General features: G+C 74.6%; 11 protein-coding genes. 7 read left to right on the forward strand and 4 right to left on the reverse strand.

From position 1 onward, the window contains the following. The first annotated feature begins 29 nt into the window (after positions 1–29). Genes QMF98_RS04205 through QMF98_RS04215 form a run of 3 tightly spaced genes read left to right on the forward strand, consistent with a single transcriptional unit; the run spans position 30 to position 3,936 of the window. Positions 30–1,247 (forward strand): glycosyltransferase family 4 protein, encoded by a 1,218-nt coding sequence (locus QMF98_RS04205; protein WP_337974817.1) that lies wholly within the window; start codon positions 30–32, stop codon positions 1,245–1,247. After that, positions 1,244–2,809, forward strand: coding sequence for a lipopolysaccharide biosynthesis protein (locus tag QMF98_RS04210; protein WP_337974818.1), 1,566 nt, complete (start codon positions 1,244–1,246; stop codon positions 2,807–2,809). The genes QMF98_RS04205 and QMF98_RS04210 overlap by 4 nt, the downstream gene beginning before the upstream one ends. Further along, on the forward strand, positions 2,806–3,936 hold the full coding sequence (locus QMF98_RS04215; RefSeq protein ID WP_337974819.1) for a glycosyltransferase family 2 protein: 1,131 nt from the start codon (positions 2,806–2,808) through the stop codon (positions 3,934–3,936). The genes QMF98_RS04210 and QMF98_RS04215 overlap by 4 nt, the downstream gene beginning before the upstream one ends. A 54-nt stretch (positions 3,937–3,990) precedes the next feature. On the opposite strand, the gene QMF98_RS04220 is transcribed toward QMF98_RS04215, so the two are convergent. From QMF98_RS04220 to QMF98_RS04230, 3 genes are all read right to left on the reverse strand, one after another. Then, positions 3,991–5,034 (reverse strand): glycosyltransferase, encoded by a 1,044-nt coding sequence (locus tag QMF98_RS04220; RefSeq protein ID WP_337974820.1) that lies wholly within the window; start codon positions 5,032–5,034, stop codon positions 3,991–3,993. Between the two features lie 85 nt (positions 5,035–5,119). Next, complete coding sequence (locus QMF98_RS04225; RefSeq protein ID WP_337974821.1) at positions 5,120–6,532, reverse strand: O-antigen ligase family protein; 1,413 nt, start codon at positions 6,530–6,532, stop codon at positions 5,120–5,122. Next, positions 6,507–7,292 carry a YveK family protein gene (locus QMF98_RS04230; protein WP_337974822.1) on the reverse strand — a complete coding sequence of 262 codons (786 nt, stop codon included), beginning with the start codon at positions 7,290–7,292 and terminating at the stop codon, positions 6,507–6,509. Before QMF98_RS04230 ends, QMF98_RS04225 begins: the two co-directional genes overlap by 26 nt. 108 nt (positions 7,293–7,400) lie before the next feature. Between QMF98_RS04230 and QMF98_RS04235 the strand changes: the two genes are divergently transcribed. The 3 genes from QMF98_RS04235 to QMF98_RS04245 all read left to right on the forward strand — a co-directional run bounded on the left by QMF98_RS04235 (position 7,401) and on the right by QMF98_RS04245 (position 11,938). Further along, positions 7,401–8,060: a hypothetical protein gene (locus QMF98_RS04235; RefSeq protein WP_337974823.1), complete on the forward strand. Its 660-nt coding sequence runs from the start codon at positions 7,401–7,403 to the stop codon at positions 8,058–8,060. A gap of 173 nt (positions 8,061–8,233) precedes the next feature. Continuing rightward, complete coding sequence (locus tag QMF98_RS04240) at positions 8,234–9,799, forward strand: DUF4082 domain-containing protein (protein WP_337974824.1); 1,566 nt, start codon at positions 8,234–8,236, stop codon at positions 9,797–9,799. A 375-nt stretch (positions 9,800–10,174) separates the two neighbouring features. After that, positions 10,175–11,938, forward strand: a complete 1,764-nt coding sequence (locus QMF98_RS04245; RefSeq protein ID WP_337974825.1) for a right-handed parallel beta-helix repeat-containing protein — start codon at positions 10,175–10,177, stop codon at positions 11,936–11,938. A gap of 6 nt (positions 11,939–11,944) precedes the next feature. Here QMF98_RS04245 and QMF98_RS04250 read toward each other — a convergent pair whose 3' ends face one another. Then, entirely contained in the window at positions 11,945–12,691 is a 747-nt protein-coding gene (locus QMF98_RS04250) for a polysaccharide deacetylase family protein (protein ID WP_337974826.1), read from the reverse strand. Between the two features lie 124 nt (positions 12,692–12,815). Between QMF98_RS04250 and QMF98_RS04255 the strand changes: the two genes are divergently transcribed. Further along, entirely contained in the window at positions 12,816–14,003 is a 1,188-nt protein-coding gene (locus tag QMF98_RS04255) for a glycosyltransferase family 4 protein (protein WP_337974827.1), read from the forward strand. The last annotated feature ends 34 nt before the right edge of the window (positions 14,004–14,037 follow it).

Genomic DNA, 14,037 nt, shown 5'->3' on the forward strand with positions numbered 1-14,037 from the left:
CACGAGGCTGCGGACGCACGGAGGCCGCGATGAGGGTCCTCGTGTGCCCCGCGATGATGGAGATCGGCGGCAGCCAGCTCAACGCGATCGAGCTGGCGGCCGCGGTCCGCGACCTCGGTCACGAGGTGGTCGTGTACGGACCGCCCGGCGTGCTCGTCGAGCGCGTGCTGGCGTCCGGCCTCGAGCACGTCGTCGCGCCGCGGGAGAACGCATGGCCCACCCGTGCGGGCACCGCCGCGCTGCGCAGGCTCGTCCGGGACCGCGCCATCGACGTCGTCCACGCGTACGAGTGGGGCCCCGCGGTCGACGCGGCACTGGGCCCGCACCTGGTGGCGGGCGTGCCGCTGGTGGTGACGGTGCTGTCGATGTCGGTCCCCGACGTCGTGCCCCGCGAGGTGCCGCTGGTCGTCGGGACCGCCGACCTCGTCGCCGGCTCCGCGGGACGTCGCGGCCCCACGCTCCTGATGGAGCCGCCGATCGACACGCACAGCAACGCGCCGGGGGCGGAGGCGCAGGCGCGCGCCGCCCTGGGTCTGCAGCCCGACGACGTGGTTCTGACGGTGGTCGGCAGGCTGGTGGACGACCTGGGCAAGCTGCCGGGGGTGCTCGACGCGATCGCCGTGGCGGACCAGCTGGCCGACCGCGGGGTGCGCCTCGTCGTCGCCGGCGGTGGTCCGGGGCTCGCGGCGGTCCGTCAGGCGGCCGAGGAGGTCAACGACCGCCAGGGCCGCCGCGTGGTCGTGGTCACCGGCCCGCTGCTGGACCCTCGTGACGCGTACGCCGCCGCGGACGTGGTCCTCGGCATGGGCAGCTCGGCGCTGAAGGGCATGGCCTTCGGCAAGCCCCTGGTGGTCCAGGGTGCCGAGGGCTTCTGGCGGCGGATGGACCCGACGACGGTCGACGAGTTCCTCGCCCAGGGCTGGTGGGGGCTCGGCGGCCGCGGCCGGTCCGACCTGCTGGACGCCCTCCTGCCGCTGCTCGACGACGACGGGCTGCGCGAGCGGCTCGGGGCGGCGGGCCGGGCCCTGGTCCAGGAGCGCTTCAGCCTCGAGCGCGCGAGTCGCTGGCTGGTGGACCTCTACGAGCGCGCGGTCGACGAGCAGCCGACGACGACGCGGCGCATCGCGGACGTCGTCGCCACCGCGGGACGGGTCGCGCGGCTGAAGCTCGCGCTCGCCCGCGACGGTCTGGGGCAGCGGCCTGCCGCCGCGGACGCCGGGAGCACGGCTGCGCAGGTGGTCGCATGACCAGCACCGCACCGGCTGGAGCCCTCGGGGCGCACGTGCGCCGCGGGCTGGCGTGGAGCGCGCTGAGCACCGTCACGCTGCGGGTCGGCGGGTTCCTGGTCGGCATCGTGCTGGCCCGGGTGCTCGGACCGTCGGAGTTCGGCGTGTACGCCGTCGCTCTGACCGTCCAGGCGGTGCTGGTGACCCTCGCCGACCTGGGGCTGAGCGCCGACCTGATCCGGTCCCACGAGCCGGAGCGGCTCGCGCCGACGGTCGGTCTGCTCTCGCTGGTCGCGGGCGGCGTGCTCACCGCCGGCATGGTGGCGACGGCCCCGCTCGTGGCCACCGCGATGGGCAGCCCCCAGTCGGCGCCCGTCGTCGCCGTGCTGTCCACGACGCTCCTGCTCGCAGGCGCCGGGGTGGTGCCGTACGCCGCGCTGCAGCGGGCCTTCGACCAGAAGAAGATCTTCTCCATCGCCGTCGTGGACTTCGTCGTCGGCACCGCCGTCACGCTCGGGCTGCTCGCCGCCGGCTGGGGCGCGATGGCGCTGGCCATCGGTCGCGTGGCGGCACAGCTGGTGACGCTGGTGCTGCAGTTCGCGCTGACCCGGACGCGGCCGCGGTTCGGGCTCGACCGTGCGGTGCTCCGGCCGACGCTGCTGTTCGGCCTGCCCGTCGCGGGGGCCAACCTGCTGTCCTGGGCGCTGCTCAACGTGGACAACGTCGTGGTCGCCCGGCTGCTCGGCTCCACCGCGCTCGGGTTCTACGTGCTCGCCTTCAACATCTCGAACTGGCCGATGTCCGCGATCGGGCAGGTGGTGCGATCGGTCGCGCTGCCGGCGTTCGCGGTCCAGGGCCGCGCGCGCACCGACCAGGGTCGGTCGACGGGGGACGACCTCTCACCGGCCGCCGGGCTGGCTGCCGCGGCGGCGCTCCCGGCCGGGGTGCTGCTCGCCGCCCTGGCGACGCCCGTCGTGCGCGTGGTCTACGGCGACGTGTGGCGCCCGTCGGTGCCGGTGCTCGCCGCGCTGGGGCTCTTCGGTGCGATGCGCGTGCTGTTCGACCTGTTCGCGTCGTACCTGCTCGCGAGGGGTCGGTCCCGCGCGGTGCTGCTGGTGCAGGTGGTGTGGTTCGTCGCCCTGGTGGTCGGCGTGGTGGTCGGTGCACGCGGCTGGGGCATCGCCGGGGCCGGTTGGGCGCACCTGGTGGTCGCCCTGGTCGTGGTGCTGCCCGCCTACGTGTGGGCGCTGCGTGGCGCCGGTGTGCCGTGGCGGCCGCTCGGCCGCGCGCTCGTCCGTCCCGCGTCGACGTCGGCGCTCGCCGGTGTGGTGGCCGGCGGCCTCGCCCACGTGCTGTCGACCCCCGCGGTGTCCCTGGTGGTCGGCTGCGTCGTGGGCGGCGCGGTGTACGCGGCGCTGACCCTCCGCTGGTTCCGCGGCGCCGTCGCGGGCCTGCGCCGTGGCACCGCGGAGGTCGAGCCGGAGCCGGCGTCCGAGGTGGCAGCGCCCGTCGAGGCGGACCCCGTCACGCCGGGCCACACCGTGGCCGGGGCGGCACTCGGTGCGACGGGGGTGGCGCCGTGACCGCCGATCGCAGCACCCTGGCGCGCACCCGCTCGGGGAGGGTCCTGCACATCGTGCCGGTGGCGCTGCGCAGGCGCCCGCACGTCGCGGTCGTGGTCCCGTGCTTCAACTACGGCCGGTTCCTGCCCGCGGCTGTCGGCAGCGTGCTGGCCCAGCCGGGGGTCGACGTCAGCGTGGTGGTGGTCGACGACGCGTCCACGGACGACAGCCTCGAGGTGGCGCGCTCGCTGGCCGCGGCCGACCCTCGGGTGCAGGTGATCGCGCACGAGTCCAACCGCGGCCCGGTCGAGACGTTCAACGACGGTCTGGCGGCCGCACGCGGCGACTACCTGGTCCGCCTCGACGCCGACGACCTGCTCACGCCCGGTTCGCTGGCGCGCGCCGTGGCCGTCGGAGAGGCGTTGCCCGACGTCGGCCTGGTGTACGGGCACCCGGTGCACTTCCACGGCGACCCACCGGCGCCGCGCCGAGGTCGGGACCGGGCCAGCGGGTGGACGGTGTGGCCGGGCACCCAGTGGCTCGCGGACCGCTGCGCCGACGGCACCAACGTGATCACCTCGCCCGAGGTGGTGATGCGCATGTCCGTGGTCGAGCGCGTCGGTGGCCAGCAGCCGCTCGCGCACACGCACGACATGGAGATGTGGTTCCGGATCGCGGCGTTCGCCGACGTCGCGTACGTGCGCGGCTGCGACCAGGCGCTGCACCGCGAGCACGCGGACAGCCTGTCCGCGCGGAAGGTGGACGACGTCAAGGACCTCGAGCAGCGCCTCGAGGCGTTCGAGGTGCTCTTCGCCGGTGTCGTCGGGGAGGTTCCGGGCGCCTCCGTGCTCCGCAGCACCGCGTTGCGCGCCGTCGCCCTGCGGGCTCTCGAGATCGCCTCGCACCGGCTGGACCGGGGCCGCGCGTCGGAGTCGGTGACCCAGGGACTGGCCGCGGTCGCGCTCCGCGCATGGCCCGAGGTCGTCGGGCAGCCGGCCTGGGCGCGGCTCCAGCGCCGGCTGCAGGCGCCGGGCGGCTGGTCGCCCCGGCGTCCGGCCGCCGTGCTCGCCTCCGCGGCGTCGCGCGTCGAGGCCGAGCGCGCCGTCTGGCGCTGGGAGCGGCACGGCGTGTACGGCGGCGCGCGCTGACCGACCCGACCACCCGGTGCGCGCCACGCGGCGACCGCCGTCGGGACGCCGACGTCAGCCCAGGATCGTCCGGAACGCCGCGCCTAGGTCCTCGCGGAGACCCTCGTCGGAGTACCGGCCGAGGATGGCCTGCGACGCCTGCCGGCCGAGCCGGCGTCGCTGCGCCTCCGGCAGCTCCGTCGCGGCGAGCGTCGCCTCGACCAGCTCGAGCGTGCCGGTGACCGGCCGGCACAGCTGCGGGTCGAAGAACTCGTCGCCGCCGCCGCCGGTGTAGCCGACCACGTAGCAGCCGCTGGCCATCGCCTCCGCGGGGGGCAGGCCGAACCCCTCGAGCTCGGAGAAGCTGACGAACACCGAGCAGCGGCGCATCAGGTCCGCGATCGCCCGTTCGCTCAGCCCCGAGGCGGCCACCGTGGTCCAGCCCGGCCTGCGGCTGGCCATCACGTGCTCGAGCAGCTGCGCCTCACGCCGCCGGTGGGCACGCACGTAGCCGAGCACCGGCTCCCGAGCACCGTCCGGTCCGGGGTGGAACACGGCGCCGTCGACCACGGGCCGGCACAGGTGCACCGGCAGCTGCGGGAACGCCAGCTCCAGGAACCGCCGGTTGTCCTCCGACACCGTCATCAGCCCGACCAGCGACGGCAGGCCGGCGTACGGCGCACCGGGACCTGCGGTCGCCGGCAGCTCGTCGTACGTCCGGTAGGCGTTCTGGTTGAACACCACCACGCGCACGTCCGCCGGTAGCGCGTGCAGCCCGATCCCGTAGTACTCGGGCACGACCAGGACGTCCTGCGGTGAGAGCACCAGGTCGCGGGGGTAGACGATCCGCGTGTCGTTGTCGAACCAGGTGCACCGGAACCCCTCGCGTGCGTGCAGCACAGCGGCGGGGATGCCCATGGCGTTGAGGGTGTCGACGTGCCGGTAGAGCACCCGGACGCCGCCGCTGGGGCTGTCGAGGTGCGGGGTCAGGTAGTACGCGGTCGGCGGTCCGACGGCCGGGCCCACCCGGAGCCGGGGCAGCTGGCGTGGCCGCAGGTGCCGGACGCCCGAGGTCGCGAGCCGTGCCGAATCGGCGAGGCGGTCACGCAGACCGCTCACGGCGCACCGGTGACGAGGTCCCGGTGGCTCGCCGGACGTGCGCGGGCTGCGCGGGCTCGGCGGGGCACGCGGCCACAGTAACCACTCAGGTCCGGCCGGCCGGGAGGGGTCCGGGAAGATCACCCGCGCCCGGCCTCGGTGCAGCAGCGACCGCCGCCGGGTCCGGACGTGCGCCGGCCTGCGTGGTCAGTCGCGACAGCGCCGCCACCAGACCGAGGAACAGGAAGAGGCAGCCCGCGACCTGCGGGAAGCCCAGCGCGTCGAACGTCGCGGCGGCCGCGGCGGCGGAGGCCAGGCCTGCCACGAGGCTGACGGCCAGGCTGCGATCGGCCACCGACGGGAGGCGCCGGCCCATCCGCACCGCGACCACGGCCGCGGTGACCAGCAGGGCCAGGAACGTGGCCAGGCCCACCAGTCCGGTCTCGACGACCGTGCCGAGGTACTGGTTGTCGAGGATGTGGTACCGCGGCAGGAAGGTGCCGAAGCCCCGTCCGAACAGCGGGTCGAGGCCCACGTAGCGCAGCGCGATCCCGTAGGAGTCCACCCGCGACAGGGCGCTGTTGTCCGAGGAGATGCCGGTGAACAGCCGCGTCATCGTGCCGAGCAGGCCCGGCACCGCGACGTAGACGGCACCGAAGCCGCCGACCAGCGCCACGTAGGCCCAGCGACGCCGCTCCTTGGGCCACGTCGGCAGCACCACGACCAGGACGAGGGCCAGCCCGAGGATGGCGGAGCGCGAGAGGGTGACGGGGATCGCCGCACCGATGGCGACGACGGGGAACCAGCGACGGACCGGTCCGCGCCGCCGGTCGTTCAGGGCCAGGTGCAGGGCCAGCGGCAGCACCATCGTCAGGAGGACGCCGAACTCGATCGGGTGCGTCGAGGTGCCCGCCGCGCGGGAGAAGCCGTTCCGCGCGAACACCCCCGTCACGGCGCTGTTCTGCGTGAGGCCGGGGATGACGATCCGGTCGACGAAGGCCGTGCCGGTGGTGAACTGGAGCAGGCCCACCAGTGCACCGACCGCCGTACCGGCGACGACCACCCGGAGCACGTCGTCGAGCCGCTCCCTGGTGGTGATGCCGTCGCCGGCGACCAGCAGGATCCCCGCCCACGACAGGACGACGAGCATGCCGCGGTCCGCGGCGCTCAGCTCGACCCCCTCGATCGGTCGCGTCACGGCGACGATGTACGACACCAAGGTCGCGAACCAGAACACGCCCATCGCGAGCTGGACGGGCCGCCGGGTGCGGACCTGCGGCAGGCGGGCGAGGAAGTGGCTCGCCGCCCACCAGAAGGCACCGGCCATCCCGAGCACCTGCGCCGGGCTGCCGGCGGAGCCCAGCGGCGCGAGCACCAGCTTGGCGGGCAGCACGAGCAGCAGCACCGCCCACAGCCGCAGGAGGCTCGCGGCGTCCGGGCGGCGGGCGCCGAGGTCGACCACGTCCGGCGTGGGCTCGAACGGCGTCGAGAGGTCAGCGCCGCGCGCCGTGCGGTTCATGCGAGTCGGTCGGCACGGTCTCGTGGGGCACGGTCTCGTGGGGAGCAGCTCCGCGGAGGGACGCGCCGTCGCGGGCGGGCACGGTGTCGTGGGTCGGTTGGGCCTGGTCCGGGACGGCCGGTCGCGGTGCGGGCGGGGTGCCCTGGCGACGGCGCGGCCGCCGGGCGCGACGGCCGAGCAGCGTGTCGACGATCCGCACGACGAGCACCGTCCCGGCCAGCCCGAGGACAGCGACGGCGACCATCGCGCGGGTCTGGCTCTTCGTGTCGCGGGTCGGTGCGGCGACCCGGGCGACCTCGGTGATCCGGATCGCGAGCGAGTCCTGCACGCCGACGTCCTTCTGGAGCTGAGCCAGCCGGACGGGAGCCTCCCGCACCACGGCGTCGAGCAGGTCCATCGCCGCCTGCGGGGTGGCCGCCGACGCGTCGACGACGAGCAGCGGGCCGCTCGCGTCGGTGTCGCGCGCGACGGTGTACTTCGAGGACCCGCCGGCGGGGGCGTGCTGGTCGTGGAACGTGCCGCTGTTGAGCGCACGGACCAGGACGTCGGCCGCCGGGTTCAGGCCGCCGATGGCGAGGAAGGGGTTGGCGGGGGCGTCCGTCGTGGTCTGCGGCGGGATGAGCACCAGCGACGACTGGGCGGTGTACTGCACCGCGACGGCGAGCGTGGTGGCGTAGGCCATGCCCGCCGTGGCGAGGAGCCCCAGCAGGACGAGCCACCAACGCCGGCGGAGCTGGGCGAGGATCTCGCTGAACTCCATCCGGGATGCTCCTCGTCGCGACGGTCCGGTCGGCTCGGACGTTGTCACAATGCTCTCATCCGACGAACTGGGCGCCGGATCGTGACGAGGTGAATTGGTGGAGATGCGGTGAGCCTGCACCGGACGGTGATCCGGGCCGCGCGGTCGCCCGTCGCGGCGACGATCCTGCTGCTCGGGACCGGTGCCGCGGCGTGGAACGCCTGGGAGCAGCCGTCGGCCACGGTGGTCGGCGAGGTCCGCGTCGTCCTCCTGCCGCCCGACCACGCGCTGCCCAACGCCCTCGCGGAGACCACGACCTCCCTGATCAGCCTGGCGGGCGTCGTCGCGCGCGGCGTCGAGGGGTTCGAGGGGCCGCAGACGGTGGACTCGGACGTCACGCTGGCCAGCCAGGGCGTGCGGCTGGGCTACAGCGTGCGTCAGCCCAGCCTCGGCGGTCAGTGGGAGACCTCCTTCCAGGACCCGGTGGTGGACGTGCAGGCGGTGGGCCCGACCCAGGAGGTCGCGGCGACGCAGCTCGGCCTGGGACTCGCCCACGTGGGCTCGGAGCTGACGAAGATCCAGGACCGCGAGTCGGTCCCGGCGGATCAGCGGGTGCGCGTGCGGCTGAGCCCGGCCGACCCCGTGTACACCGTCCAGAAGGGCAGCCGCACGCGAGCCCTCGGGGCGACGGTCCTGGCCGGCGCCGTCGCGCTCGGGACGTGGTGGCGGCTGCGGCGGTCCACGGGTGCGCCTCGCCCGCGCGGGCCCGCCGAGACCGACCTGACCTGAGCGCCCCCTGACCTGATCGCCCCTGACCCGGCCACCCGGCGGGCGGTCCATGATCCGGGATGTCGGGATCGTGGGGGTTCCGCCTGGATCCGTCGGATGGTGCACTGGGTGGCGCCGGGACGTCCGGCGACGGGGTCCAGGTCCCGTGGTGCACTGCGACGGGAGGTCGGCCCGTGACGCTGCCGCCCCGCGGTCTGCCGCGACGGTTCGTCCCGGGTGTGCGCGCGACGCGGTGGCTGCGACGCGGCGCGGTGGCCGTCGTGGCGGTGGTTCTCGCTGCGGTCCTGCTCGTGGCCGACCGGCCGGCGCCCGCGGCGGCGGAGTCGATGTGGGGCGATGCGGCGCCGCCCGGGGTGCGGGTCGCCGTCGACCCACTGGCCGTGAACGTCGGGACCGCGTTCCGTCCGACGGTCTCGGGGGTCGTCGTCGGGCTGCGCTACTGGAGCGCCGCAGCCGCGTCGGCCGGACCCGACGGCGGCCTGTGGGACGCCGCGGGGCAGCTCGTGGCCGGCGCACGGTTCGGACCGGCGCGCGCCGCGGGGTGGCAGACCGTCATGCTGGCCCACCCGGTGCGCCTGAGCGCAGGTGCGGCGTACGTCGTCTCCTACCACGTGACCTCGGGCCGCTACCCCGTGACCGAGGGGTTCCTGGGCGGCTCCCGGTCGCCGCTGCTGCAGGTGGACCCGGGCGCGTCGGGCGTCTACGGCTACGGCGGCGGCGACGTGTTCCCGACGCAGAGCTGGCGGCAGTCGCAGTACTGGGTGGACGTCGTCTTCCGTGGCGACCCCGGAGCCAGTCCGGAGGTGCTGCCCGCAGCGTCACCCACGACGACGCTCTCCGAGGTCCCGCCTCCGGAGCCGCCGACGCCGTCGGCCGGCCCTGCCGCGACACCCACGCCGACGCCGTCTGCGGCTCCGAGCACGCCGGCGCCGACGCCGCACCCCAGCCCCCGCGCGGGCACGGCAGCACCCCCGGCGAAGGCGCCACCTGCGGCTCCCGCACCGGCCGCGCCGCTGCCGCCCGCCTCCGCCAAACCGGGCGCCGGCAACACCGGTGTGCCCGCCGGGACCGCGCTCTCGCCAGCCGACGGGTTGACGGTCACGACGCCGAACCAGGTGCTCAGCGGGCTGGACATCCACGGCGGCGTGGTGATCCAGGCGCCGGGGGTGGTGATCCGGGCGTCGCGGATCACCGGCACCGACACCAACGGGGTGCTGGTGCAGTCGGGCAGCGTCACGATCGTCGACAGCGAGATCTCGGGCTTCGAGAACGCCATCGCGGGCGACGACTGGACGGCGCAGCGCGTGAACATCCACTCGGTGACCGGTGACGGCGTCAAGCTCGGCAGCCGCGTGACGCTGAGGGCCAGCTGGATCCACGACCTGACGCCGGCGCCCGGCGCCCACGCCGACGGCGCGCAGATGCAGGACGGTGTGAGCAACCTCCTGGTGGCGGGCAACACGATCGAGCCCGGTGACCCCGCGAACTCCGCGATCTTCCTCGCGCCGGACCTCGGTCCGAGCACCGACGGACCTGTGACGATCACCGGGAACTGGCTGGACTACGGCGGTTACGCGCTGTTCTGCCTCGACGGTGCCAACGGGCGCTACGTGGTCCGGAACATCACGATCAGCGACAACCGCTTCGGGGCCAACTCCGGCTACGGGGAGTTCCGGATCACCGTCCCCGTCACCTTCACCGGGAACGTCGACGCCGCGGGACGGCCGCTCACCCTCTGAGGCGGGTCGGACCGATCGTGGCGTGCGACTGTGACCTGCAGGTCTGTCGCGTGGACGGGACCTTCGTCGCGGCCTGGGAGCGGGTGCCGGGGTGAATCGAGCGGCGGGACCGCTCGTACCAGGTATTTGTTCGCCGCGGTGGCGAATTTGGGCCAGCCGCAGTGTGATCTACGACACATTTGGTCGGACGGTCTGTCCGGTTACGTCGCGAACGTCCGCTACCCCATATCACAGATAGATCACGGAGGCGTTGGACCAAAAGGGTGAATTGCTTTCCTTACAGTGACACGAACGGGTGAACCCACCCGACCGTGTCGCGCGGTGCCAGCGACGTCGACAGACCTCGACGTCACGACCGAAGGACAGCTCTTCCCCATGTACTCACTTCGCAGCGTCACGCGAGCCGTGCGCCGTCGCACGGCTCGTGCCGTCCGGACCCCCGCCGCCCGTCGCTTCGCCTCGGCACCCAGCCGCGCCGTCGCACAGGCCGCCGCAGCCACCGCGCTCGCGGTCGTCGGCGTCGGCACCGTCGGCGGAGCCCAGCTCGCCGCGGCAGCGCCGTCCACCACCACGGCCGTCGCGTCCAGCACCTCGATGAACGTGCTGGCGACCAGCGCTCGCACCACCACCAGCCCGTCGTCCGCGATCGCCGCGGCGGCCGTGTCGCCGTCGGCGGCGTCGCAGATGGTGCTGCTGGTGGCGGCCGACGGGCCGAGCGCAGGCACCCAGTCGGTCGCCTCCGTCTCCGGCTGCGGCCTGACGTGGTCGCTCGTCCGCCGCGCCAACGGCACGCAGGGCACCTCCGAGGTGTGGTCGGCTGCCGCCCCGACGGCGCTGACCTCGTGCGCGCCGTCGGCCAAGCTGACGCAGACCGGCTACCTCGGCGCCGCCTCCCTGTACGCCGTCTCCGGCGGGACCGTGACGGCCTCGGCCGGGACCTCGGCCCGGTCCGGCGCCGCCGCGACCACCGTGAACGCCCCTGCGGGTGCGCTGGTGCTGGCGGTCGGGAACGACTGGAACGCCGCCGCGCAGCGGACGGCCCTGGCGAACGAGGCGCTGACCGCGCAGTACCTCGCGTCCGTCGGTGACACCTACTGGTTCCAGAAGGCCACGCCGTCGACGACGGGCTCGCTGGTCGTCGGCACCAGCGCTCCGGCCAGCTCGAGCTGGTCGTACGCGGCGGTGGCCCTGACCACGTCCACGGCCCCGACGGCCACGCCGACGGCGACCGCCACGGCGACGCCGACCGCGACCGCCTCGCCGACCGCGACCGCCACGCCGACGTCCACGGCGACGCCCACCCCGACCGCGACGGCCAGCCCGTCGCCGACGGCGACCGCCACGCCCACCCCGACCGCCACGGCCACGCCGACCGCGAGCCCCTCGCCGACGGCGACCAGCACCCCGGTGAGCACGTCGACCGCGATGCCGGGCGCCACCAACACCGGCGTCCCGGCCGGGACCGTCCTCACCCCGTCGGGCTCCATCCACGCCACCACGGCCGGTCAGGTGATCAGCAACCTCGACATCACGGGCGGCGTGACGGTGGACGCGCCCAACGTCGTCATCAAGAACAGCCGGATCCACGGCTCCGGCTCCGGTGACGGCGTCCGGGTCCTGTCCGGCAGCGTCACGGTGCAGGACAGCGAGATCTACGGCTTCGAGAACGCCATCGGCTACGACCACTGGACGGGCCTGCGCCTGAACATCCACGGCGACACCGGCGACGGGGTCAAGCTCGGGTCGAGCACCACGCTGCAGGACAGCTGGATCCACGACCTGACGCCGGCGGCCGGGGCGCACTCCGACGGCGGCCAGATGCAGTCCGGTGTGACCAACCTGGTCGTGCGGCACAACACGATCGACATGACGTCGACCAACGGTGCGAACTCGGCGCTGTTCCTGGCCCCTGACCTCGGCCCCAGCACCGCTGGACCGGTCCTGGTCGAGAACAACTACCTCGCGGGCGGCGGGTTCACCCTGTACGTGGTCGACGGTGCCAACGGGACGTACTACGTCGGCAACATCACGGTGCGGAACAACGTGTTCGGCGACTCCGGGTACGGACCGGACAACGTGAACGTCCCGGTGACCTGGTCCGGCAACACCCTGGTCAACGGCACGGTGGTGAACCCCTGACGCCGGTCAGCGGAACCAGGCGGTCCGTCTCGGCCCACCGCGGCTGAGCTCACCGACCGTCACAGCAGTCATGCCGCGCTCGTCGGCCTCCGTCAGCAGGAGGTCGACGAGCGCGGCTCTGTCGAACCGCGTGTGCACGGGCTCCCCGTCGGGTCCCGGCTCCAGCCGCTCGTGCAGCAGCAGCACGCCGCCCGGCGTCAGGCCGGCGGCGGCGCGTGCCAGGACCACGTCGGCGGGGTCGTCCTCCCAGTCGGCCGCGTCGGCCGACCAGACGACCACGTCGAGCCCGGCGCGCCGGGCGGCGGCCCAGCTCGCCGGTGACTGCAGCCCGTACGGAGGCCGGTACCAGCGCACCGTCGTGCCGGCGACCGCCTCGAGCCGGCGTCGCGCATCGCGTAGGTACCTCAGCGCACCGCGGTGGCCCATCCGCGGCAGCGGCCGGTGGTCGAGGCCGTGCAGCGCGATCTCGTGGCCGGCGTCGCGCACCTCGTGGACCAGCTCCGGGTGGCGCTCGGCCTGGTCGACGAGCAGGAAGAACGTGCAGCGCACACCGTGCCGTGCCAGGACGGCCAGCAGCCGGGGCGTCTCGGCGCCGTCCGGTCCGTCGTCGAAGGTGACCGCGACCTGGTGGGCGTCGTGCCCGCCGTTCACCGATCCGAACGGACGCAGCGCGGCGTCGGCCGTCCGTCGCAGGGCCCGACGTCCCCGCGGGCCCAGAGCGGCCAGGGGGCCGGGCAGCGCGCGAGGGCTCATGGTGCGGCCTCCTCCGTCGGTGTCGGCCCGCCCGACCGGCGGTCCGACGGGCATCTTCGCACCGGGCCGCCGCTGACCGGCGGCAGACCGTCCTCTACCCTGGCGCTGCGCGAAGGGAGCCGCCGTGGCGGAGGACGGGACAGGAGCGGAGCAGCGGCGGTCGCCGATCCGCATCGGCTTCGCCTGCCACTGGACCCAGCCGCCGCAGCAGAGCTGGTCAGGCACGCCGTGGCACCTGCGGGCGGCTCTGCAGCAGGTGGCGGAGGTGCAGGACCTGCCGCTCGAGCTGGCACCACCGCTGCGTCAGGTGGCGCGCGTCCTCGGGGCTCGGCGCACGCCCCACGGATGGACGTCCACCTGGCGGCACGGTGCGCTGAGCCGGGTGGCGATCCGGCGGCAGCTGCGCACCGCCACGGAACGGCAGCATCCCGACCTGGTGCTGCAGATCCAGGACCTCGGCGTGACCCCGACCCCGTTCGCCGTGCTGCAGGACCTCAGCTACGGCCTGCTGCTCGACGCCTACGGCCCGGACGGGGTGCCGCACTTCCGCGCCCTCGGCAGGCGGCGGATCGACCGGCTGCGCCGGGCGCAGGACCGCGTCTACGCCCAGGCGGCGCTGCTGCTGCCGATGAGCGAGTGGCTCGCCGCGCACCTGCGGTCCCAGGGTGTCCCTGGCGACCGGGTCCGGGTGGTCAACCCCGGCGCCAACGCGGCCGTCCCCGTGGGCACCCCGGTACCGGCCCGGCGGGTCGGTACCGCGCGTCGGCTGCTCTTCGTCGGCCGGGACTTCGATACCAAGGGCGGGGCGCAGGTGGTGGCGGCCCAGCAGCTGCTGCGCCGCGAGCTCGGGCCCGACGTCACGCTGACGGTGGCCGGCCCGGCGCAGTGGCCGCTGCGCTCACCTGTGCCGGACGGCGTCACGTTCCTCGGCCGGGTCCCGGGTGCGCAGGTCGGACGGCTGATGGACACGCACGACCTGTTCGTCATGCCGTCGCGGATGGAGGGCTTCGGCATCGCCTTCGTCGAGGCGCTGACGCGCGGCCTGCCGTGCATCGGCCGGGACGCCTGCGCGATGCCGGAGATCATCGGGCACGACGACGGCGGGCGGCTGGTCCGCTCGGAGGACCCGGGCGAGCTGGCCGCGCTCGTCGCGGAGGCGCTCGCGGACGACGTCCTGTACGCGGCGTGCGCCGCCGCGGCGGACCGGCGGCGGCGGCACTTCAGCTGGGAGCGCGCGGCCTCCGAGGTGGTCGCTGCTGCCGAGGAGAGCCTGCGCGTCCGTCCGGGTGAAGGTGCCGCCGCAGCCGGGTGACATCCGTTTGATCCGGTTTGCGCCCGATCTGTCC

The sequence above is a fragment of the Cellulomonas sp. NTE-D12 genome (genome assembly GCF_027923705.1).
In the GTDB taxonomy this organism is placed as follows: Bacteria; Actinomycetota; Actinomycetes; order Actinomycetales; family Cellulomonadaceae; genus Cellulomonas.